This window comes from Bradyrhizobium embrapense (genome assembly GCF_001189235.2).
Taxonomy (GTDB): domain Bacteria; phylum Pseudomonadota; class Alphaproteobacteria; order Rhizobiales; family Xanthobacteraceae; genus Bradyrhizobium; species Bradyrhizobium embrapense.
This window is the reverse complement of record NZ_LFIP02000004.1, coordinates 705,659-727,389: the sequence shown is the minus strand read 5'-3', so window position 1 is coordinate 727,389 and position 21,731 is coordinate 705,659. Positions and strand designations below refer to the sequence as shown.

Annotated in this window: 17 protein-coding genes; 12 read left to right on the top strand and 5 right to left on the bottom strand. The window is 62.9% G+C overall.

The window, feature by feature from the left end:
- Positions 1-62: 62 nt before the first annotated feature.
- The 4 genes from AKN83_RS22335 to AKN83_RS22325 form a co-directional block, all read right to left on the bottom strand.
- Positions 63-452, bottom strand: a complete 390-nt coding sequence (locus AKN83_RS22335; RefSeq protein WP_050402235.1) for a VOC family protein — start codon at positions 450-452, stop codon at positions 63-65.
- 78 nt (positions 453-530) lie between these two features.
- Entirely contained in the window at positions 531-710 is a 180-nt protein-coding gene (locus tag AKN83_RS39825; protein ID WP_157113500.1) for a hypothetical protein, read from the bottom strand.
- Between the two features lie 34 nt (positions 711-744).
- Complete coding sequence (locus AKN83_RS22330; RefSeq protein WP_083992160.1) at positions 745-1,149, bottom strand: DUF2059 domain-containing protein; 405 nt, start codon at positions 1,147-1,149, stop codon at positions 745-747.
- A 123-nt stretch (positions 1,150-1,272) separates the two neighbouring features.
- Positions 1,273-2,481 (bottom strand): OpgC domain-containing protein, encoded by a 1,209-nt coding sequence (locus AKN83_RS22325; protein WP_050402295.1) that lies wholly within the window; start codon positions 2,479-2,481, stop codon positions 1,273-1,275.
- A gap of 349 nt (positions 2,482-2,830) precedes the next feature.
- Here AKN83_RS22325 and AKN83_RS22320 point away from each other — a divergent pair, with 349 nt between their 5' ends.
- Positions 2,831-3,817, top strand: a complete 987-nt coding sequence (locus AKN83_RS22320; protein WP_050402237.1) for an AraC family transcriptional regulator — start codon at positions 2,831-2,833, stop codon at positions 3,815-3,817.
- 139 nt (positions 3,818-3,956) lie between these two features.
- Here the strand turns inward: AKN83_RS22320 and AKN83_RS22315 are convergent, their stop codons facing one another.
- Complete coding sequence (locus AKN83_RS22315; RefSeq protein WP_050402238.1) at positions 3,957-5,162, bottom strand: ABC transporter substrate-binding protein; 1,206 nt, start codon at positions 5,160-5,162, stop codon at positions 3,957-3,959.
- A gap of 172 nt (positions 5,163-5,334) precedes the next feature.
- Here AKN83_RS22315 and AKN83_RS22310 point away from each other — a divergent pair, with 172 nt between their 5' ends.
- The 11 genes from AKN83_RS22310 to rpoC all read left to right on the top strand — a co-directional run bounded on the left by AKN83_RS22310 (position 5,335) and on the right by rpoC (position 21,588).
- Positions 5,335-6,099 (top strand): FadR/GntR family transcriptional regulator, encoded by a 765-nt coding sequence (locus AKN83_RS22310; protein ID WP_050402239.1) that lies wholly within the window; start codon positions 5,335-5,337, stop codon positions 6,097-6,099.
- A gap of 53 nt (positions 6,100-6,152) precedes the next feature.
- Positions 6,153-7,766 carry an acyl-CoA synthetase gene (locus AKN83_RS22305; RefSeq protein ID WP_050402240.1) on the top strand — a complete coding sequence of 538 codons (1,614 nt, stop codon included), beginning with the start codon at positions 6,153-6,155 and terminating at the stop codon, positions 7,764-7,766.
- A gap of 330 nt (positions 7,767-8,096) precedes the next feature.
- Entirely contained in the window at positions 8,097-8,288 is a 192-nt protein-coding gene (gene secE, locus AKN83_RS22300) for a preprotein translocase subunit SecE (RefSeq protein WP_016840554.1), read from the top strand.
- A 20-nt stretch (positions 8,289-8,308) separates the two neighbouring features.
- Positions 8,309-8,842 carry a transcription termination/antitermination protein NusG gene (gene nusG, locus AKN83_RS22295; RefSeq protein ID WP_021081670.1) on the top strand — a complete coding sequence of 178 codons (534 nt, stop codon included), beginning with the start codon at positions 8,309-8,311 and terminating at the stop codon, positions 8,840-8,842.
- A 131-nt stretch (positions 8,843-8,973) separates the two neighbouring features.
- On the top strand, positions 8,974-9,402 hold the full coding sequence (gene rplK / locus AKN83_RS22290) for a 50S ribosomal protein L11 (RefSeq protein WP_008136439.1): 429 nt from the start codon (positions 8,974-8,976) through the stop codon (positions 9,400-9,402).
- A 6-nt stretch (positions 9,403-9,408) separates the two neighbouring features.
- A complete protein-coding gene (rplA, locus tag AKN83_RS22285; RefSeq protein ID WP_029081784.1) occupies positions 9,409-10,101 on the top strand; it encodes a 50S ribosomal protein L1 in 693 nt (230 codons plus the stop codon).
- Between the two features lie 128 nt (positions 10,102-10,229).
- Complete coding sequence (locus AKN83_RS22280; RefSeq protein ID WP_050402241.1) at positions 10,230-11,228, top strand: 2-hydroxyacid dehydrogenase; 999 nt, start codon at positions 10,230-10,232, stop codon at positions 11,226-11,228.
- Between the two features lie 520 nt (positions 11,229-11,748).
- Positions 11,749-12,267: a 50S ribosomal protein L10 gene (gene rplJ, locus AKN83_RS22275; protein WP_050402242.1), complete on the top strand. Its 519-nt coding sequence runs from the start codon at positions 11,749-11,751 to the stop codon at positions 12,265-12,267.
- Between the two features lie 53 nt (positions 12,268-12,320).
- On the top strand, positions 12,321-12,698 hold the full coding sequence (gene rplL / locus AKN83_RS22270) for a 50S ribosomal protein L7/L12 (protein ID WP_050402243.1): 378 nt from the start codon (positions 12,321-12,323) through the stop codon (positions 12,696-12,698).
- A 441-nt stretch (positions 12,699-13,139) separates the two neighbouring features.
- A complete protein-coding gene (gene rpoB, locus AKN83_RS22265; RefSeq protein ID WP_050402244.1) occupies positions 13,140-17,258 on the top strand; it encodes a DNA-directed RNA polymerase subunit beta in 4,119 nt (1,372 codons plus the stop codon).
- Between the two features lie 127 nt (positions 17,259-17,385).
- The gene (rpoC, locus tag AKN83_RS22260) at positions 17,386-21,588 is read left to right on the top strand and encodes a DNA-directed RNA polymerase subunit beta' (protein ID WP_050402245.1); all 4,203 of its coding nucleotides are present in this window, start codon (positions 17,386-17,388) and stop codon (positions 21,586-21,588) included.
- The last annotated feature ends 143 nt before the right edge of the window (positions 21,589-21,731 follow it).

The following is a 21,731-nucleotide window of genomic DNA, read 5'->3' as shown; positions in this document are numbered from 1 at the left end:
CTCTATTGTGTGATCGTTCCCTTTCACTTCAAAACTGCGCACTGGCGCGACAGGAAGGTGGTTCAGTCTGGTTCTGGCGATGGAAATGCAGTGCGATCCGCCTGCCAGATGGCAAAGCAGTTTCCCTCAGGATCCGTGAGCACCGCATACCACCCGGTTCTGGGCACCGCTGTCTTGGGACGCACGATATGTGCGCCGATGCGCTGCGCTTCCGAAAGGGTGTCGTCCAGCGCGCTGACCGTCACGTAGGGCAGCCATGAACTCGGGCCATCCGCTGCGCGGTATGTGAGACCGCCCCCGAAGCTCTTGCCATTCGCCGGTTCGGTTTGAATTCGCCAATAGTCGACGCCCGGCGCCTTCTCGATCTGCCAGCCGAACAGGCTGGCGTAGAACCGCGCGAGTTGCGCAGGAGCTTCGCCGTAGACTTCAAAGTGAGTCACCGGGCTGGTCATCGATCCACTCCCTCCATTGTTTGGCCGCAAGCCGTCGTCGCTGCAGGTTGCGGCTCTCGACCGGAATACGTCGGGAGGCTAGCTGCGCTCTCCTGTTCCGCCTCTTGCAACCTGCAACACACAAAGTGCAAGAAGCGCAGAGATCGCCCATCCCGCCTTGTTGAACTTGACCAACATTGCGGCCAACAACATCGCTAAAATCGTTATCGATGCAGGCAATTGCGGACCTTTCGTCAGAATACCGAATAGCCTTTTCATGCCAGCCATCCGATTTTGATCAAACAAGCTCGCGTTAAAGCTTGTGACCCTTCTGCCGTAGCGCTTCCGTTAGCCGCTGACGTAAATCCTCGCTTGCCTTGCGGCCGACGTCCTGACCGATTTGAGCGGTTTGCTGCGACATCGCAGACCATTTTTCGATTAGCTTTTGTCCTGCCGGCTGACGAAAGAAAGCGTCCATTTGACGCAATTCGTCGAGCGTGAAATTGGCGGCGTAGACGGCTGCCGCCTGCTCACGCATTTCATTGTAGTAGGGCGCATAGAGATCGCCGGCTTTGGTGACGATGAGATCGTAGTCGCTTTCGAGCTCCGCTCTCTCTTGCGTGACCAGAGGTTTGATGCGGAACAGGATAGCAGGAAGCAGCGCCTTGTACTGATCCCCGAGCTTCAGGGTGACCACCAGGCTTCTCGCCACCGTCATTGCGTCGGGCGGCGGTGTTTGTGCGGACGTGGTCAAAGTTAAACCAAGAAGAATGCCGCCGATGACCAATGAATGTCTGGGCATGGAAAACCCCGCAAGGTTGCGTATCCAAGCAATCGTCGCCTATTGGGCCGCAACTTGCGCCCCCTCGATGATGGTTTCTCCGACCTCGGGTGCGGGTTGGCCGCTCTCCGCACGGACAAACAGGTCGGGCACCTTTGCCGCGCGGTCCAGGAACCAAGCTATGACCACCATGATCAGAACGCCGGCGAAACTAACCGCAAGCTGCTCCCAGGCACCCTTGGTGTACTGCGTCAAAATCCAGTGCGCCGAAAATGACAGCAGCACTCCGATACAGAAGATCGGCAGGGAATGCTGACCGCATAGGATCGTCGGGTGCAGCCACTTTGATTTCAGCGGCTTCCACTTGGGTGAAATAAAGAGTGTGACGACGGTGGCGAGCGCCAGGAAGTGCGTGAAGCGCAGCATGTCGAGGTCGGTCTTGTCGATAGGATAGATCGCCTTGACCATCCATTTCGGGATCAGGGATTCGAGGAATGCGCTGTGCCAGGTCATGACGATGACGAACGCGAACAATATCCAGGCCGCGGCTATCGTGAGCGCGGTCTTCGACCACACCCATTTCGAGTACTTGGCGATTTCTCCATGCCCGCACCAGGCGGCGAACACGAACAGGAGCTGCCAGCAGAACGGATTGAAGTACCAGGTCGTGCCCGGCGGATAGGACGCGATGTTCCAGTCGAAAAGCCGCGACAGGATATAGAGCACCACAGAGCCGGCCAGGGTCAGGTTGGGACGGCGCACCAGGCACCAGACCATGAAGGGCGCAGCGAGTACCAGCACAATGTAGAGCGGCAGCACGTCGAGATTGACCGGCTTGTAACGCAACGTAATCGCCTGCTGAATCAGCACGTCTGGATGCTGAAGGAAGTTGAACACGTTGAATTCGTTTTCGTACATTGGATTGTCGAACCGCCGCGCAGTGCGCGCGATCTGCGCCGTAAAGATCAGAAACAGCATGATATGCGCGACGTACATCTGAGTTGCTCGCTTCCACAGACGTTTCATCGCCGCCGCGAACTGGCCACCGCGAATAATCGGGGTATAAATCCATCCGACCAGATAGCCGGAAATGAAGACGAAGAATTCGGCTGCGTCGCTGAATCCATAATTTCGCAATGTCAGCCACGACACGACGTCGTGGGGGATGTGATCAAGAAAGATCATCCACAGTCCGATTCCACGAAAGAAATCGAGCCGAAGATCGCGCTCGACTGGCCTGAAAAGAGCTAACGAGTCTTGCTCAAGCATGTCACGCTCCATTTGCTGGATGACGCGCCATCGCGCTGCGACGCCTCTCGAACGCGGCGGGGGCAAACTTGTCGGGCGGATCTACCGGAAATGCCCGCGCCGTCGCGTACGCGAGGTCGCGGGCTGCGCCGGAGGCACCCGGCCTTGCGCCTGAAATACCCATGCCAGACCTCTACTCGTTACAAAATGCACGGTTGGATTGTCAGGGTACCGCGTCATCTGACGGGACGTCTCAGTTTGACATGTTGATCAAGATCAACTCGTGCCGCTTGTTATTTTGCGACACGTCCCATGGTCTTGTGTCCCCGAAGTGTAGTTAACCCGCAGGCGTCAAGCTGAGGTGCCGCGAATGGAAGGGCAGCAACGCGTCGGAGCTCTGGTTGAGCTTCCCCAGGTCTTGCGCGAACTGGGCAAGGATCCCGCGGGCGTCATCGCGGGCGCGGGCATCAATCCCGACTTGCTGCGCAACCCTGAAAACTCGATCTCATTCATCGAGTTGGGCAGGCTCATCGAGGCCGGCGTAGCGGCGACCGGATGCAAGCATTTCGGATTCCTGGTCGGGCAGCGGTCAGGGACCGCCAGCCTTGGGCTCGTCGGGCGACTGATGCATACTGCTCCGACGCTCAAGGATGCGATCCTGGACCTCTGCACCAACCAGCGACGCTATGTCCGCGGGGCAGTTACTTACCTTGTGATCCAGAACGACGTAGCTTTTTGGGGTTATGCCGTCCACTATCCGGGTGTGCAGGCCGTTGACCAGATCAGTGACGGAGCGATCGCGATCGGGTTCAATATGATGAGGGAGCTGGTGGGTGCAGCGCCCGAAGAGGTGCGCACCTCTCATCGAACCCCAAGCAACGTTGAACCCTATCGCCGTTTCTTTGGATTCGTTCCACGATTTGACGCAGAACAGCATGCGCTGGTGTTTCCGGCCAGTCTCCTCGACAGTCCTGTTCGCGGCGCAAACGAGGAACTGCGCCGAATACTGCAGAAGTCGATCGCCGCTTATTGGGCCGTCGAACAACCCTGCGTCACCGACACGGTTACCCGCATGTTGCGCGCAAGAGTGATATTTCGGGACGTCTCATTGGAAGAGGTCGCTAGCGAACTGTCGGTGCGACCCCGGACGCTGAACCGCCGGCTGCAGGCGGAGGGCAAGAGCTTTCGTGAACTGGTGAACCAATCACGGTTCGAAGTTGCCCGCCAGCTGCTCGCGGGTACGCGGATGGATATTACCGACATAGCCCTTGCGCTCGGCTACGCTGAGACGAGCGGCTTTAGCCATGCCTTTCAGCGCTGGTCCGGTGTGGCGCCCAGCGAATGGCGGAGCAACTGATTGGCTTTGGCCCAATCCGGTTCTTGACGTGGCCTGTATGTTGAATTGGTAGCGAAACGCTGACCGCCCGCGAGCAAGCAAGCCCGTAAGAGAGCCGCATCTGGCCGAGGTCCCGGACCCCGGCCATGATAACTTTGACCTACTTGATCAGCGGGCAGCCGCCGTCCTTCAGCGGCCGGAACGCCTGGTCGCCGGGGACCTCGGCGAGCACCTTGTAGTAATCCCACGGCGCCTTCGATTCCTCGGGCTTCTTGACCTCGAACAGGAACATCGAGTGCACCATGCGGCCGTCCTCGCGCACTACGCCGTTGTCGGTGAAGGCGTCGCGCACCGGGGTCGCGCGCATCTTGGCCAGCACCGGCTTGGTCTCCTTGGTGCCGGCGGCCTTCACTGCGTTGAGGTAGTGCAGGGTGGCGCTGTAGGTCGCGGCCTGGTTCATGGTCGGCATCCGCTTCATGCGCTCGAAGAAGCGCTTGCCGAAGGCGCGGGTGCGGTCGTTGAGATCCCAGTAGTAGGCCTCGGTGATGATCAGGCCCTGCGCGAGCTTCAGCCCCAGGCTGTGGATATCAGAGATGAACATCACGATACCAGCCAGATTCTGCCCGCCCGCCACGATGCCGAATTCGGCGGCCTGCTTGATCGCGTTGATGGTGTCGCCGCCGCCATTGGCGAGGCCGACGATCTTGGCCTTCGACGATTGCGCCTGCAGCAGGAAGGACGAGAAGTCCGGCGTGTTGAGCGGATGCCGGGCGCTGTCGAGCACCTTGCCGCCGGCGGTGCGGACGACGTCGCCGGTGTCGCGCTCGATCGAATGGCCGAACACGTAATCCGCGGTGATGAAGAACCAGCTGTCGCCGCCGTTCTTTACGATCGCGCTGCCGACGGTATGGGCGTTGGCGTAGGTGTCGTAGGTCCAGTGCAGCGTGTAGGGCGAGCAGGACTTGCCGGTGATGTCGGAGCTTGCCGCATCCGTCACGATCATGATCTTCTCGAACTGCTTCGACATCTCCATGCCGGCGAGCGCGGTCGCCGAGGTCGGCATGTCGATGATCATGTCGACATTCTCGGCCTCGTACCATTTGCGGGTGATGGTGGCGGCGACGTCGGCCTTGTTGAGGGCGTCCGCGGTGACGAGCTCGATCGGCTTGCCGAACATCGAGCCGCCGAACTCCTCGATCGCCATCTTGGTGGCCTCGACATTCCCGGCTCCGCCGATGTCGGAATAGACCGACTGGAAATCGGTCAGCACGCCGATCTTGAGCGGCGCCTGTTGCGCGAGCGCGGGCCCTGCCAGTGCGGCGGCGATCAGGCCGGCAGCGGACAGACTCGTGACGATGGATTTCATGGTGGTGCGCCTCCCAGGATGTTCTTATCGGCTTGTCCGACAAAGCTAGATTTGCCCAGTTCCGCTGTCAATTCTCGACGGCCGGTGCGACAATCCGGCCGCAGAGAGCCCATTTGACGCTTCAAGGGCCTTCGCCTATCTTTTGTCCGACAAACGACAATGGGGAGCTCAAGTGCCCGCCACGCCGCTGTTCCGGCGCATCGACGTCGCGCCGGCCTACCAGAAGGTCGCGGACGCGATCGAACGCGAGATCATCAACGGCCGGATCAAGCCGGGCGAGCCGATCGGCACCGAGCAGCAGCTCGTGGCGCAGTTCGGCGTCAACCGCTCGACGGTGCGCGAAGGCATTCGCGTGCTCGAGGAGGGCGGGCTGATCCGCCGCGACTCTAGCCGCCGCCTGCAGGCTTGCCTGCCGCGCTACAACAAGCTCGCCACGCGGCTGTCGCGCGCGCTGATCCTGCACGAGGTGACGTTCCGCGAATTGTTCGAGGCCTCGATGACGCTGGAGGTGGCGAGTGTCGAGGGCGCCGTGGAGCGCGCGAGCGATGACAACATCGCCGAGCTCGCCGGCAATCTCGAGCGCAGCGCTGCCGTCGTCGGCAATCCCGCAGATCTCGCCGAGCTCGATGCGGAATTCCACGTCCTGATGGCCAAGGCCTCGCAGAACCGCGTGCTGCAGCTCGCCCGCGAGCCAGCCGCGCAATTGTTCTTTCCGACCACCGAGATGATCGTCGGCCGCGTGCCCGAGGGCGGCGCTCGCCTTGTCGAGGCGCATCGCCACATCCTCGATGCGATCAAGCGGCGCGACAAGGAGGCCGGCGTGCTGTGGACGCGGCGGCATTTGCAGGACTGGCGGCGCGGCTTCGAGAAGATCGCCTCGCTCGATCGTTCGGTCGAGCACACCTACATGGAACACGCCTACGCCGCCCGGCAATAGGGACGGCAGGGCGAAGACAAGACAACGACAAAAAGCACATTCGGGAGGGACAAATGAGCGGAAACATCGCAGCAACCATCCAGCGCGCCCGCGAGCACAGCATCGGCGATCTGCTGCGCCGGTCGGCCAAGCGCTACCCCAGCAAGACCGCGCTGATCTGCGGCGAGGTCAGCTGGAGCTTCGCGGAGATGGACGCGATCTGCAATCGGCTCGGCCGCGGCCTGCTCGGTCTTGGCGTTGCGAAGGGCGACCGCGTCGCGGTGCTGTCGCGCAACTCGCACGGCTTCGCCGCGTTGCGCTTCGCGGTGGCGCGGATCGGCGCGATCCTGGTGCCGATCAACTTCATGCTCAATCCGGACGAGATCAATTTCATCCTGGCCAATTCCGGCGCGAAGCTGCTCGCAGTCGGCCCCGATTTCGTGGAGACCGGGCACGCCGCGGCCGCCAGGGGTTCGGCGGTCGAAACCCTGATCTGGCTGCCGGGTGAGGATCCGGCCACCGCGCCTGAAGGCATCACGACGTTCGACAGCCTGCTGCACAGCGACGCCTCGGCGCCGGATACGTCAGTCGACAGCCGCGATCCCGCGCAGATCATCTACACCAGCGGTACGGAGTCGCTGCCGAAGGGTGCGATCCTCACCCATGAAGCCGTGATGTGGCAGTATGTCAGCTGCATCATCGACGGCGGCATGGCGGCCGACGACACCGTGCTGCACGCGCTGCCGCTGTATCACTGTGCGCAGCTCGACGTCTTCCTGGGGCCCGCGATCTATCTCGGCGCGACCAGTCTCATTACCGGCAAGCCGGTGCCCGACAATGTCTTGGCGCTGATCGCGGCCCACAAGATCAACGCGTTCTTCGCGCCGCCGACGATCTGGATCGCGATGCTGCGCTCGGGCGCGTTCGATCGCACCGATCTCTCGACCCTGCGCAAGGGCTATTACGGCGCCTCGATCATGCCGGTCGAAGTGCTGCTCGAATTGCAGCGGCGTCTGCCCGACGTAAAATTCTGGAATTTCTACGGCCAGACCGAGATCGCGCCGCTCGCGACCGTACTGGCGCCGGCGGACCAGCTGCCGAAGGCGGGGTCGGCCGGCAAGCCCGCGATCAATGTCGAGACGCGGGTGGTCAAACCGGACATGACCGACGTGAAGGTGGGCGAGGTCGGCGAGATCGTGCACCGTTCGCCGCACCTGCTGTCCGGCTACTACAATGATCCGGTCAAGACCGCGGCGGCGTTCGCCGGCGGCTGGTTTCATTCCGGCGATCTCGCGACCGTCGACGCCGACGGCTACATCACGGTCGTCGATCGCGTGAAGGACATGATCAAGAGCGGCGGCGAGAACGTCGCGAGCCGCGAGGTCGAGGAGATGATCTACCGGCTGCCCGGCGTGTCGGAGGTCGCGGTGGTCGGGCTGCCCGATCAGCGCTGGATCGAGGCGGTGACGGCGATCGTCGTGGTCAAGGCCGGCGCGAACCTCGATGCTGGCGCCGTGATCAAGCACTGCGCGGCGTCGATGGCCCATTTCAAGGTGCCGAAGCGGGTCATCTTCGTCGATGCCCTGCCGAAGAACCCGAGTGGCAAGCTGCTGAAGCGCGAGCTGCGCCAGCGCTATGTCGGCGGCGCCACGCTGGATCAGGCGGTGCAGAAGAGCTTTGCCGGGTGATCTGCCCGGCTTCCGCGGTAGGCGGCCGGGGCAACGGACATCGTGCCGTCAGCCTAAGTGCTTGATTCGAGAGGCCCCGTTCCGGCCTGCTGGGACCCGGGCGGGGCGGGGCGTGACCCCGCCGACCTTGACGTTTGGCCGGTCTCGCAGTAGATACCGCCCACTCGCAGCCGGCCCGCTTTGATCGCGGATATCCGGCGCGGCCTAATTCCCCGAACATTCGAGCTCGTTTATCGGCTCAACCTTCCAAACGAGGGCTGGGTCCGCAAGGTCGGCTGTTCGGATTCCTTGAAACGTTGCAATCGTCCGGAGACGGACGCGGATCTCACGATGGCTTTCAGCCCGTTCAAATTCCTGCAGGAAGTGCGCTCGGAGACCGCCAAGGTCACGTGGCCGACGCGCCGCGAGACGACCATCACAACCATTATGGTGTTCGTGATGGTGGCGCTGGCCTCGATCTTCTTCTTCGCCGCAGATCAGATCATCCGCTATCTGATTACCCTGATACTGGGCATCCACTGATGAGCACGGGAACTCAATTGATGGACAAGCGCTGGTACATCGTTCACGCCTATTCGAACTTCGAGAAGAAGGTTCAGGAATCGATCCGCGAGCAGGCCAAGCAGCGCGGGCTGGAAGAGCTGTTCGAGCAGATTCTGGTACCGACCGAGAAAGTCACCGAGGTGCGCCGCGGCCGCAAGATCGACGCCGAGCGCAAGTTCTTCCCGGGCTATGTGCTGGTGAAGATGAAGCTGACCGACGAGGCGTTCCATCTGATCAAGAACACCCCGAAGGTGACCGGCTTCCTCGGCGCGGAAAACAAGCCGATGCCGATCTCGGAGGCCGAGGCGATGCGCATCCTGCATCAGGTGCAGGAGGGCGTGGAGCGTCCGAAGGCGTCGGTGTCGTTCGAAATCGGCGAGAATGTGCGCGTGGCCGACGGCCCGTTCGCCTCGTTCTCAGGCGTCGTGGAAGAAATCGACGAGGCACGCTCGCGCGTGAAGGTCGCGGTGTCGATCTTCGGCCGCGCGACCCCGGTGGAACTGGAATTCGGTCAGGTCGAAAAGGTGGTCTGACCGGACGGCGCGGGGTATATCCCCCTGCGTCAAGTGAGAGGCCGTGGGAGGGAGGAGGCGGTCGCCAGCCCCTTCAACCGAACCACGGAACCTGAAACCGCCGGCACCGTCCGGCACAACAGGAGTGATAAATGGCAAAGAAGGTGACCGGATACCTGAAGCTTCAGGTCCCGGCCGGTGCGGCGAATCCTTCGCCCCCGATCGGTCCCGCGCTTGGTCAGCGCGGTCTCAACATCATGGAGTTCTGCAAGGCGTTCAACGCGCAGACCCAGAAGGAAGAGAAGAATACCCCAATCCCGGTGGTGATCACGATCTACGCCGATCGTTCGTTCACCTTCGAGATGAAGACCCCCCCGATGTCGTTCTTCCTCAAGCAGGCTGCCAAGATCCAGTCCGGCTCGAAGGCGCCGGGCCGCGACAAGGCCGGCAAGGTGACCAAGGCGCAGGTGCGCGAGATCGCCGAGAAGAAGATGAAGGACTTGAATTGCGATACCATCGAATCGGCCATGAAGATGGTCGAGGGCTCTGCCCGTTCGATGGGTCTGGAAGTTGCGGGGTAACGGGCCATGGCAATCGGAAAGCGTTTGAAGAAGGCCCGCGAGGGCGTCGATCGCGAGAAGCTCTACCCGCTCGCGGACGCCATCAAGATGGTCAAGGAGCGCGCCAAGTCGAAGTTCGACGAGACGATCGAGATCGCGATCAATCTCGGCGTCGACCCGCGCCACGCCGACCAGATGGTCCGCGGCGTCGTCAACCTGCCGAACGGAACCGGCCGTACGCTCCGCGTCGGCGTGTTCGCGCGCGGCGCCAAGGCTGAGGAAGCCAAGGCCGCCGGTGCCGACGTCGTCGGTGCCGAAGACCTGGTCGAGAAGGTGCAGGGCGGTGCGATCGATTTCGATCGTTGTATCGCCACGCCCGATATGATGCCGCTGGTCGGCCGTCTCGGTAAGGTGCTCGGCCCGCGCGGCATGATGCCGAACCCGAAGATCGGCACGGTGACCATGGACGTCACCAACGCCGTGAAGGGCGCCAAGGGCGGCTCAGTCGAGTTCCGCGTCGAGAAGGCCGGCATCGTGCAGGCCGGCATCGGCAAGGCCTCGTTCTCCGAGGACAAGCTGGTCGAGAACGTCAAGGCGCTCGCCGACGCGGTCTCCAAGGCAAAGCCGGCGGGTTCCAAGGGCACCTACATCCAGCGCGTGGCGGTTTCCTCCACCATGGGCCCGGGCGTGAAGGTCGAGCCGGGCACGATCCTCGGCTGAGGTATCCGGCCGTGATGAGATAAAGAGGGCGGGATCGGGCAACCGGTTCCGCCCTTTGTTTTTGTCAGCGCGTTTTCGAGTGAGGAAGCGCAGACAAGATCTGAAGCGTCTCGCAGGAAACAAGAACGATGCCCGATAAGGTCCTGGTCTATTCGCGCTTTCCCAAGGCCCAGCTGATCCGCTTCGGCGAGCGCTATGAGCTGCTGAACGCGGCCGGCAGGCGGCTCGACGAAGCGATCCCGGCAACCGAGCTCGCCGACGTCAGAGCCATGATCACTGCGGGCGGCACGGCGCTCGGCGCAGGTGCCATGGAGATGCTGCCGAAGCTCGGCGCTATCGTCTGCTACGGCACCGGCTATGACGGGGTCGATCTCGCTGCCGCCGCGAAGCGCGGCATCGCGGTCGGCCACAGCCCGGGGGCGAACGCGGCCTCGGTCGCCGACACGGCGCTGACCCTGATGCTGGCGTCGGTGCGGCGCCTGCACGTCGCCGACAATTATGTCCGGAGCGGCGAGTGGGCCGGGGCAAAGCCATCGCCGATGATGCGGCCGCAGGCCGGCATGCGCGGCCGCAAGGTCGGCGTCTACGGCATGGGCGAGATCGGCCGCAAGATCGCCAGCCGCGTCGCTGCCTTCGAGACCGAGGTCGGCTATTTCAGCCGCACCCGGTACGACCTGCCGTACCAGTACCTGCCGAGCCTGGAGGCTCTCGCCGACTGGTGTAGTGTGCTGATGATTGCGGTGCGTGCCGGCGCCGACACCGAGCATGTGGTCAATGCCGACATCCTACGCCGGCTCGGCAGCGACGGCTTTGTCGTCAATATCTCGCGCGGTTCCGTCATCGACGAGGCCGCGTTGGTCGCTGCGCTGACCGAGGGGGTGATCGCCGGCGCCGGCCTCGACGTGTTCGCCAGGGAGCCGCACGCGCCGGACGCGCTGACCGCGCTGCCGAACGTCGTGCTGTCGCCGCATCTTGGCGGCCACACCCTTGAATCGCACGTCGCGATGCAGGACTGCGTGCTCGCCAACCTCGACGCGTTCTTCTCCGGCAAGCCGCTGCCATACCAAGTGAGGGCGCCTAGGCAGCCGCCGGTTCCGGCCTCGGAACCAGCTCCAGCCGCCAGATGAAACTGGTCTGAAATTTGCTCTTGGCAAGCCGGGCAGGACCAGCTAAATAGCGCCTTCCGGGCGTGCTGGCACTTGCTGGCATGTCCGTGCTCGCATTCCGAAAACCTGAGATGATAGGAGATCATTCCTTTCCGCATGCCCGCAAGGATGCTCGAAAGGAAGGAGACCCGTCGCCTCCACCGGAATGAGGGCAGGGCGTTCGGCCCCGGCCGATAGCCCGATCCTGTCCAAGACTGCAGGCGCCCGCGAGAACTTCGTGTTTTCAACGGCTTAATCGAATGGCCTGCATAGACGGGTGAAGACCGGATTTTGCGTTCCAGTTCGCGGCTGGGAGGCTGGTTTGGTTCGAACCTCGACAGCCCATGGCCGCAAGGCTTTGGGAGGGCAGGCTTCTAGATGTCGTCTTGCCCGGCATGTCCGAAGGGTCTTGCACCCTGCGGATCAGGTTTAGGGCGGGACGATGGGTGCAACCCGGCGGTCCTGCCTTCGCGGAAAGGCCGCCAACCGGAAAGAGCTTGCTGTGGAACGAGCGGCAAAAAAAGAGTCGGTCGAACAACTCAACGAGGTCTTCAAGACCACGTCGGTTGCGATCGTTGCTCATTATTCCGGCCTCACCGTGGCCCAGATGCAGAAGCTGCGCATGCAGATGAAGCAGGCGGGCGCATCGGTGAAGGTCTCGAAGAACCGTCTCGCCAAAATTGCTCTTGAAGGCACTGACGTCGCTGCCATCGGCTCCCTGCTGAAGGGACCGACCGTGATCGCTACTTCGAACGATCCGGTTGCGGCGCCAAAGGTTGCCATCGAATTCGCCAAGGCGAACGAGAAGTTCGTCATCCTCGGCGGTTCGATGGGTAAAACCGTCCTGAATGTCGACAGCGTGAAGGCGCTTGCCTCACTGCCGTCGCTCGACGAGCTGCGCGGCAAGATCGTTGGCCTCCTCGTGGCGCCGGCGACCAAGCTTGCTCAGCTGTCCAACGCGCCTGCGGCCAAGCTCGCACGCGTCATTCAGGCTCATGCCTCAAAGAGCGAAGCGGCCTGACCCCTTCGCTAATCTCAAACCTGGTTCGAACCAAACGTTTAAGGAACTGAACAATGGCTGATCTGCAGAAAATCGTCGACGACCTCTCGAGCCTCACCGTGCTCGAAGCGGCCGAACTCGCCAAGCTCCTCGAAGAAAAGTGGGGCGTGTCCGCCGCTGCCGCCGTCGCGGTTGCCGGCCCGGCTGCCGGCGGCGCTGCCGCTGCTCCGGCTGAAGAGAAGACCGACTTCACCGTCGTGCTGGCTGCCGCCGGCGACAAGAAGATCGAAGTCATCAAGGAAGTCCGCGCCATCACCGGCCTGGGCCTGAAGGAAGCCAAGGACCTCGTCGAAGGCGCTCCGAAGCCCGTCAAGGAAGGCGTCAACAAGGAAGAAGCCGACAAGATCAAGGCCCAGCTCGAGAAGGCTGGCGCCAAGGTCGAGCTCAAGTAATGCGCGATCCGGGAGCGCCGCAGGGCGCTCCCGGACCATGCAACCGGCGTGCGACAGGTTGTCGCGTGGCGCGCCAGACACAAAAAAGTGCGGGGATCCGTGGACTTAACCCTCGAATCTCCTTTATTGCCATCCCATATCGGGTTGGCAGCGGAAAAACACGGTAGGCGGCGGGGGCGGCAGGGCACCCGGCGGAAGCCGTTGGGAGACAGTCAGATTTCGGGCTTTTTCAGTCCGTAAAGCGGAGCGTTTGGACGAGCGGGTGCAGTGATGTGCCTCGCGCGTCGTTTTGCGTTTTGGAGGTGATGGGGGCCGGGCCGGGGATTTAATTCCTGACTTTGCGCTTCGTTCCTTCGGGACGATTCGAAATTCAACCCGGGGCCGATGGCAGTCGCTCCCGGAAGGTTCGCCCCACAAAGGCGACGAAAATGAGAGGCCACGATGGCGCAGCAGACATTCACCGGTCGCAAACGCGTACGCAAGTTTTTCGGTCACATCAAGGAAGTCGCCGAGATGCCGAACCTCATCGAGGTTCAGAAGGCGTCCTACGACCAGTTCCTGATGGTTGACGAGCCGGCCGGCGGTCGCCTCGACGAGGGCCTGCAGGCGGTGTTCCGCTCGGTGTTTCCGATCTCGGATTTTTCGGGCACCTCGATGCTCGAATTCGTCCGCTACGAGTTCGAACAGCCGAAATATGACGTCGACGAGTGCCGCCAGCGCGGCATGACCTTCGCTGCCCCGCTCAAGGTGACGCTGCGCCTCATCGTGTTCGATATCGACGAGGAAACCGGCGCCAAGTCGGTGAAGGACATCAAGGAGCAGGACGTCTACATGGGCGACATCCCGCTCATGACGATGAACGGCACCTTCGTCGTCAACGGCACCGAGCGCGTCATCGTCTCGCAGATGCACCGTTCGCCCGGCGTGTTCTTCGACCACGACAAGGGCAAGACCCATTCGTCCGGCAAGCTGTTGTTTGCTGCGCGCGTGATTCCCTATCGCGGTTCCTGGCTCGACATCGAGTTCGACGCCAAGGACATCGTGTTCGCGCGCATCGACCGCCGCCGCAAGATCCCCGTGACCTCGCTGATGTACGCGCTCGGTCTCGACGGCGAGCAGATCCTGTCGACCTTCTACAAGAAGATCACCTACAAGCGGACCAAGGACGGATGGCGCGTGCCGTTCGACGCCAACCGCTTCCGCGGCTACTCGACCGTCAACGACCTGGTCGACGCCGACACCGGCAAGGTGGTGCTCGAGGCGGGCAAGAAGCTGACCGTGCGCCAGGCGCGCCAGCTCCAGGAGAAGGGCCTCAAGGCGCTGCGGATGTCGGACGAGGAGCTCGTCGGCAACTATCTCGCCGAGGATCTCGTCAACCCGAAGACCGGTGAGATCTACGCCGAGGCCGGCGAGGAGATCACCGAGAAGTCGCTCAAGGTGCTGAACGAGCAGGGCTATAAGGACCTGCCGCTGCTCGACATCGACCACGTCAATGTCGGCGCCTACATCCGCAACACGCTGTCAGCCGACAAGAACATGACGCGTGAGGACGCGCTGTTCGACATCTACCGCGTGATGCGTCCGGGCGAGCCGCCGACGCTGGATTCGGCGCAGGCGATGTTCCAGTCGCTGTTCTTCGATGCCGAGCGCTACGACCTCTCCGCGGTCGGCCGCGTCAAGATGAACATGCGCCTCGAGCTCGATGCGCCCGACACCCATCGCACGCTGCGCAAGGAAGACATCCTGGCGGTGATCAAGACGCTGGTCGACCTGCGCGACGGCAAGGGCGAGATCGACGACATCGACCACCTCGGCAACCGCCGGGTGCGCTCGGTCGGCGAACTGATGGAGAACCAGTACCGGATCGGCCTGCTCCGCATGGAGCGCGCCATCAAGGAGCGCATGTCGAGCGTCGATATCGACACCGTGATGCCGCAGGACCTGATCAACGCCAAGCCCGCGGCCGCCGCGGTGCGCGAGTTCTTCGGTTCCTCGCAGCTGTCGCAGTTCATGGACCAGACCAACCCGCTGTCGGAGATCACCCACAAGCGGCGCCTGTCGGCGCTTGGCCCAGGCGGTCTGACCCGCGAGCGTGCCGGCTTCGAAGTCCGCGACGTGCATCCGACGCATTACGGCCGCATCTGCCCGATCGAGACGCCGGAAGGTCCGAACATCGGCCTGATCAACTCGCTGGCGACGTTCGCGCGCGTCAACAAGTACGGCTTCGTCGAGACGCCCTATCGCAAGATCAAGGAGGGCCGGGTCACCGACGAGGTGGTCTATCTGTCGGCGATGGAAGAGGGCCGCTACCGCGTCGCGCAGGCCAACGTGCCGCTCGATGCCAAGGGCCGTTTCACCGACGATCTGGTGGTCTGCCGTCATGCCGGCGAAGTGCTGCCGGTGACGCCGGACAAGGTCGACTACATGGACGTGTCGCCGAAGCAGCTGGTTTCGGTCGCCGCGGCGCTGATCCCGTTCCTCGAGAACGACGACGCCAACCGCGCGCTGATGGGCTCGAACATGCAGCGCCAGGCGGTGCCGCTGGTTCGCGCCGAGGCGCCGTTCGTCGGCACCGGCATGGAGGGCGTGGTCGCCCGCGACTCGGGCGCGGCGATCGCCGCGCGCCGTTCGGGCGTGATCGACCAGATCGACGCCACCCGCGTCGTGATCCGGGCCACCGAGGATCTCGATCCGACCAAGTCGGGCGTCGATATCTACCGGCTGATGAAGTACCAGCGCTCCAACCAGTCGACCTGCATCAACCAGCGTCCGCTGGTGAAGGTCGGCGACGTCGTCAAGAAGGGCGACATCATCGCCGACGGTCCGTCGACCGATCTCGGCGAGCTCGCGCTCGGCCGCAACGTGCTGGTCGCGTTCATGCCGTGGAACGGCTACAACTTCGAAGACTCGATCCTGCTCTCCGAGCGGATCGTGAAGGACGACGTCTTCACCTCGATTCACATCGAGGAGTTCGAGGTGATGGCCCGCGACACCAAGCTCGGTCCTGAGGAAATCACCCGCGACATTCCGAACGTCTCGGAAGAAGCGCTGAAGAACCTCGACGAAGCCGGTATCGTCTACATCGGTGCGGAAGTCCGCGCCGGCGACATCCTGGTCGGCAAGATCACGCCGAAGGGCGAGAGCCCGATGACGCCGGAAGAGAAGCTGCTGCGCGCCATCTTCGGCGAGAAGGCCTCCGACGTCCGCGATACCTCGCTGCGCGTGCCTCCGGGCGTGCAGGGCACCATCGTGGAAGTCCGCGTGTTCAACCGCCACGGCGTCGACAAGGACGAGCGTGCGCTGGCGATCGAGCGGGAAGAGATCGAGCGTCTGGCCAAGGACCGCGACGACGAGCAGGCGATCCTGGACCGCAACGTCTACAACCGCCTCGCCGAGCTCTTGGAGAACCGCCAGGGCATCGCCGGTCCGAAGGGCTTCAAGAAGGATACCAAGATCACCCGTGCGGTGCTCGACGAGTATCCGAAGTCGCAGTGGTGGCTGTTCGCCTCGCCGAACGACAAGCTGATGGCCGAGATCGAGGCCATGCGGAAGCAGTACGACGAGTCGAAGAAGGGCCTCGAGCAGCGCTTCCTCGACAAGGTCGAGAAGCTGCAGCGTGGCGACGAATTGCCGCCCGGCGTGATGAAGATGGTCAAGGTCTTTGTCGCGGTGAAGCGCAAGATCCAGCCCGGCGACAAGATGGCCGGCCGTCACGGCAACAAGGGCGTGGTGTCGAAGATCGTGCCGATCGAGGATATGCCATTCCTCGAGGACGGAACGCATGCCGACATCGTGCTCAATCCGCTCGGCGTGCCGTCGCGCATGAACGTCGGTCAGATCCTCGAGACCCATCTCGGTTGGGCCTGCGCCGGCCTCGGCAAGCGCATCGGCCAGACCATCGACGCCTACTATCAGAAGCAGGATCTCAAGCCGCTGCGCGAGACCCTGAAGAAGATCTACGGCGAGGATGAAACCATCAAGTCGCTGAACGACAACGAGCTGGTTGAACTCGGCCGCAATCTGAGCCACGGCGTGCCGATCGCAACGCCGGTGTTCGACGGCGCCAAGGAAGCCGACATCGAGGAGATGCTGAAGCTCGCGGGCTTCGACGCCTCCGGCCAGTCGACCGTCTATGACGGCCGCACCGGCGATGCGTTCGATCGCAAGGTGACGATGGGCTACATCTACATGCTCAAGCTGCACCATCTCGTGGACGACAAGATCCACGCGCGTTCGATCGGTCCGTACTCGCTCGTCACCCAGCAGCCGCTGGGCGGCAAGGCGCAGTTCGGCGGCCAGCGCTTCGGCGAAATGGAGGTCTGGGCGCTGGAAGCTTACGGCGCCGCCTACACGCTGCAGGAAATGCTGACCGTGAAGTCGGACGACGTCGCCGGCCGTACCAAGGTGTACGAGGCGATCGTGCGCGGCGACGACACCTTCGAGGCCGGCATTCCGGAATCGTTCAACGTGCTGGTCAAGGAAATGCGCTCGCTCGGCCTCAACGTCGACCTGCACAATTCCAAGGTGGGACCGGCGCCGACGTCGGAAGCGGCCGAGTAACGCTGTGATTGACGCCCGGCGCGAAAGCGCCGGGCCTTCGCGCTCCGCTCGGACGTTGAGTGGGGCGCGCGTTGAATAAAACTTTCGAATTTGCTGCCGGTGACGATCGGCACGCGAGGAGAAGACCATGAATCAAGAGATTATGAATCTTTTCAATCCGACGACGCCGGCTCAGGTCTTCGACCAGATCCGGATTTCGATCGCGTCTCCGGAGAAGATTCTGTCCTGGTCCTACGGCGAGATCAAGAAGCCGGAGACCATCAACTACCGCACCTTCAAGCCGGAGCGTGACGGCCTGTTCTGCGCGCGCATCTTCGGGCCGATCAAGGACTACGAGTGCCTGTGCGGCAAATACAAGCGGATGAAGTACAAGGGCATCATCTGCGAGAAGTGCTCGGTCGAGGTGACGCTGTCGCGCGTCCGGCGCGAGCGCATGGGCCATATCGAGCTGGCTGCTCCCGTCGCCCACATCTGGTTCCTGAAGTCGCTGCCGTCGCGCATCGGCCTGTTGCTCGACATGACGCTGAAGGATCTCGAGCGGATCCTGTACTTCGAATACTACGTCGTTCTCGAGCCGGGTCTGACCGCGCTGAAGGACCGCCAGCTGCTGTCGGAAGACGAGTATCTGAAGGCGCAGGACGAGTACGGCCAGGACAGCTTCACCGCCATGATCGGCGCGGAAGCGATCCGCGAACTGCTGAAGGGACTCGAGCTCGAGAAGCTCGAGGCGACGCTGCGCGCCGACATGGCGGAGACCGACTCCGACATCAAGCACAAGAAGCTCGCCAAGCGTCTGAAGATCGTCGAGGCCTTCCGCGTCTCCGGCAACAAGCCGGAATGGATGATCATGACGGTCGTGCCGGTGATCCCGCCGGACCTGCGTCCGCTGGTGCCGCTCGACGGCGGCCGGTTCGCGACCTCCGACCTCAACGACCTGTATCGCCGCGTCATCAACCGCAACAACCGCCTGAAGCGGCTGATGGAGCTGCGTGCGCCCGACATCATCATCCGCAACGAAAAGCGCATGCTGCAGGAGGCCGTCGACGCGCTGTTCGACAACGGCCGCCGCGGCCGCGTCATCACGGGCGCCAACAAGAGACCTTTGAAGTCGCTCGCCGACATGCTGAAGGGCAAGCAGGGCCGGTTCCGTCAGAACCTGCTCGGCAAGCGCGTCGACTATTCGGGCCGTTCGGTGATCGTGGTCGGTCCCGAGCTGCGCCTGCATCAGTGCGGCCTGCCGAAGAAGATGGCGCTCGAGCTGTTCAAGCCGTTCATCTACTCGCGGCTCGACGCCAAGGGTCTGTCCACCACGGTGAAGCAGGCCAAGAAGCTGGTCGAGAAGGAGCGTCCGGAGGTCTGGGATATCCTCGATGAGGTGATCCGCGAGCATCCGGTGCTGCTGAACCGCGCGCCGACGCTGCATCGCCTCGGCATCCAGGCGTTCGAGCCGGTGCTGATCGAGGGCAAGGCGATCCAGCTGCATCCCTTGGTCTGCGCCGCCTTCAACGCCGACTTCGACGGCGACCAGATGGCCGTGCACGTTCCGCTGTCGCTCGAAGCGCAACTGGAAGCGCGCGTCCTGATGATGTCGACCAACAACATCCTGCATCCGGCGAACGGCCAGCCGATCATCGTGCCGTCGCAGGACATCGTGCTCGGTCTCTACTACGTCTCGATCATGCGCGAAGGCCTGCCCGGCGAGGGCAAGATCTTCGGCGACATGGCCGAGCTCGAGCACGCCCTGCATTCGAAGGTCATCCACCTCCACACCAAGATCAAGTATCGGTGGGAGAGCCTCGACGACGAAGGCAAGCTGACCAAGCGGTGGATCGAAACCACCGCCGGCCGCGTCATGCTCGGCAATTTGCTGCCGAAGAGCACCAAGATCTCGTACGACATCATCAACAAGCTGATGACCAAGCGCGAGATCTCGGGCGTGATCGACCAAGTCTACCGTCACTGCGGTCAGAAGGAGACGGTGATCTTCTGCGACCGCATCATGGCGCTCGGCTTCTACAACGCCTTCAAGGCGGGCATCTCGTTCGGCAAGGACGACATGGTCGTGCCGGCGTCGAAGTGGAAGATCGTGGACCAGACCCGTACGCTGGCAAAGGATTTCGAGCAGCAGTACAATGACGGCCTGATCACCCATGGCGAGAAGTACAACAAGGTCGTCGACGCCTGGTCGAAGGCCGGTGAAGAAGTCGCCAAGGCGATGATGAAGGAGATCTCGTCCACCAAGAAGACGGCGGCGGGCGCGGATGCCGACATCAACTCGATCTACATGATGGCGCACTCCGGTGCGCGTGGTTCGCCGGCCCAGATGCGCCAGCTCGCCGGCATGCGCGGCCTGATGGCCAAGCCGTCGGGCGAGATCATCGAGACGCCGATCATTTCCAACTTCAAGGAAGGTCTGTCGGTGCTCGAGTACTTCAACTCGACCCACGGCGCCCGCAAGGGCCTTGCGGACACCGCGTTGAAGACCGCGAACTCCGGCTACCTGACCCGCCGTCTGGTCGACGTCGCGCAGGACTGCATCATCACGCAGACCGACTGCGGCACCACGCTCGGCATCAAGATGCGCGCCATCGTCGACGCCGGCACGGTCGTTGCCTCGCTCGGCTCGCGCATCCTGGGCCGCACGGCCTGCGATGACGTGCGCGATCCCGCCACCAACGAGGTCATCATCAAGCGTGATACCTTGATGGAGGAGAGCCACGTCGACGCGATCCAGCAGGCCGGCATCCAGGAAGTGAAGATCCGCTCGGCGCTGACCTGCGAGCTGATTAACGGCATCTGCGCCAAGTGCTACGGCCGCGACCTGGCCCGCGGCACCCCGGTCAACCACGGTGAGGCCGTCGGCGTCATCGCGGCCCAGTCGATCGGTGAGCCCGGTACGCAGCTGACGATGCGCACGTTCCACATCGGCGGCGCCGCTCAGCTCAACGAGCAGTCGTTCGTCGAATCGAACTTCGACGGCAAGATCGTGATCAGGAACAAGGCGATCGCCCGCAACAGCGAGGGCAGCCTGATCGCGATGGTGCGCAATATGGTCGTTGCGATCGTCGATGCCGACGGCACCGAGCGTGCAACCCACCGTATTCAGTACGGTTCGAAGATGCACGTCGACGAAGGCGACATGGTCAAGCGCGGCCAGCGCATCGCGGAGTGGGATCCCTATACCCGCCCGGTGCTCACCGAAGTCGAGGGCACGATCGGGTTCGAGGACCTGGTCGAAGGCCAGTCGATCTCGGAAACGCTCGACGAGTCGACCGGTATCGCCAAGCGCGTGGTCATCGACTGGCGCACGACGCGCGGCGGTTCGGACCTGCGCCCGGCCATCGTGGTCAAGGGCAAGGACGGCAAGGTGATGAAGCTCGCGCGTGGCGGCGATGCCCGCTACATGCTGTCGGTCGACGCCATTCTGTCGGTCGACACCGGCGCGAAGGTGATGCCCGGCGACATCCTGGCGCGTATCTCGACCGAGAGCGCCAAGACGCGTGACATCACCGGCGGTCTGCCGCGGGTGGCGGAACTGTTCGAGGCTCGCAAGCCGAAGGATGCGGCGATCATCGCGGAGACCGCGGGAACGATCCGCTTCGGCCGCGACTACAAGAACAAGCGCCGCATCTCGATCGAGCCGATGGACAAGACCGAGGAGCCGCGCGAGTACCTGATCCCGAAGGGCAAGCACATCCACCTTCAGGACGGCGACATCGTCGAAAAGGGCGATTTCATCGTCGAAGGCAATCCGGCGCCGCACGACATCCTGGCGATCAAGGGCATCGAGGAGCTCGCTGCCTACCTGGTCAACGAAATCCAGGAGGTCTACCGGTTGCAGGGCGTGCTCATCAACGACAAGCACATCGAGGTGATTGTCCGTCAGATGCTGCAGAAGGTCGAGGTCACCGATCAGGGCGACACCGACATGATCTCGGGCGAGCAGGTCGACAAGATCGAGTTCGACGCGCTCAACACCAAGGCCAAGGAGGAGGGCAAGAAGCCCGCCACGGGTACGCCGGTTCTGCTCGGCATCACCAAGGCGAGCTTGCAGACCCGCTCCTTCTTCTCGGCGGCGTCGTTCCAGGAGACCACACGCGTGCTCACCGAAGCGGCGGTCAACGGCAAGATCGACCCGCTCGAGGGCCTCAAGGAGAACGTCATTGTCGGCCGCCTGATTCCGGCCGGCACCGGCGCCTCGATGGCGCGGATTCGTGAAGTCGCGGTCAAGCGCGACAAGCTGATCCTCGACGAGCGGGAGAAGCAGCAGGCGGCGATCGTGCCGACGGCCCCGGAAGCGGAGCCGCTGGCGCTGCCGCCCGCGGAATAGGCATCCGCAAGATTACGGGTGCGACGAGAAGGCCGGCGTTCTGCCGGCCTTTTTGTTGCTTTCTTGCCTTGCTGCGGTGCAGGGACGCAGTTTGTTCATCTTCCCTTCAGGCAAAAAAGTGCCTTTGCTAGGGTGACTTAGAC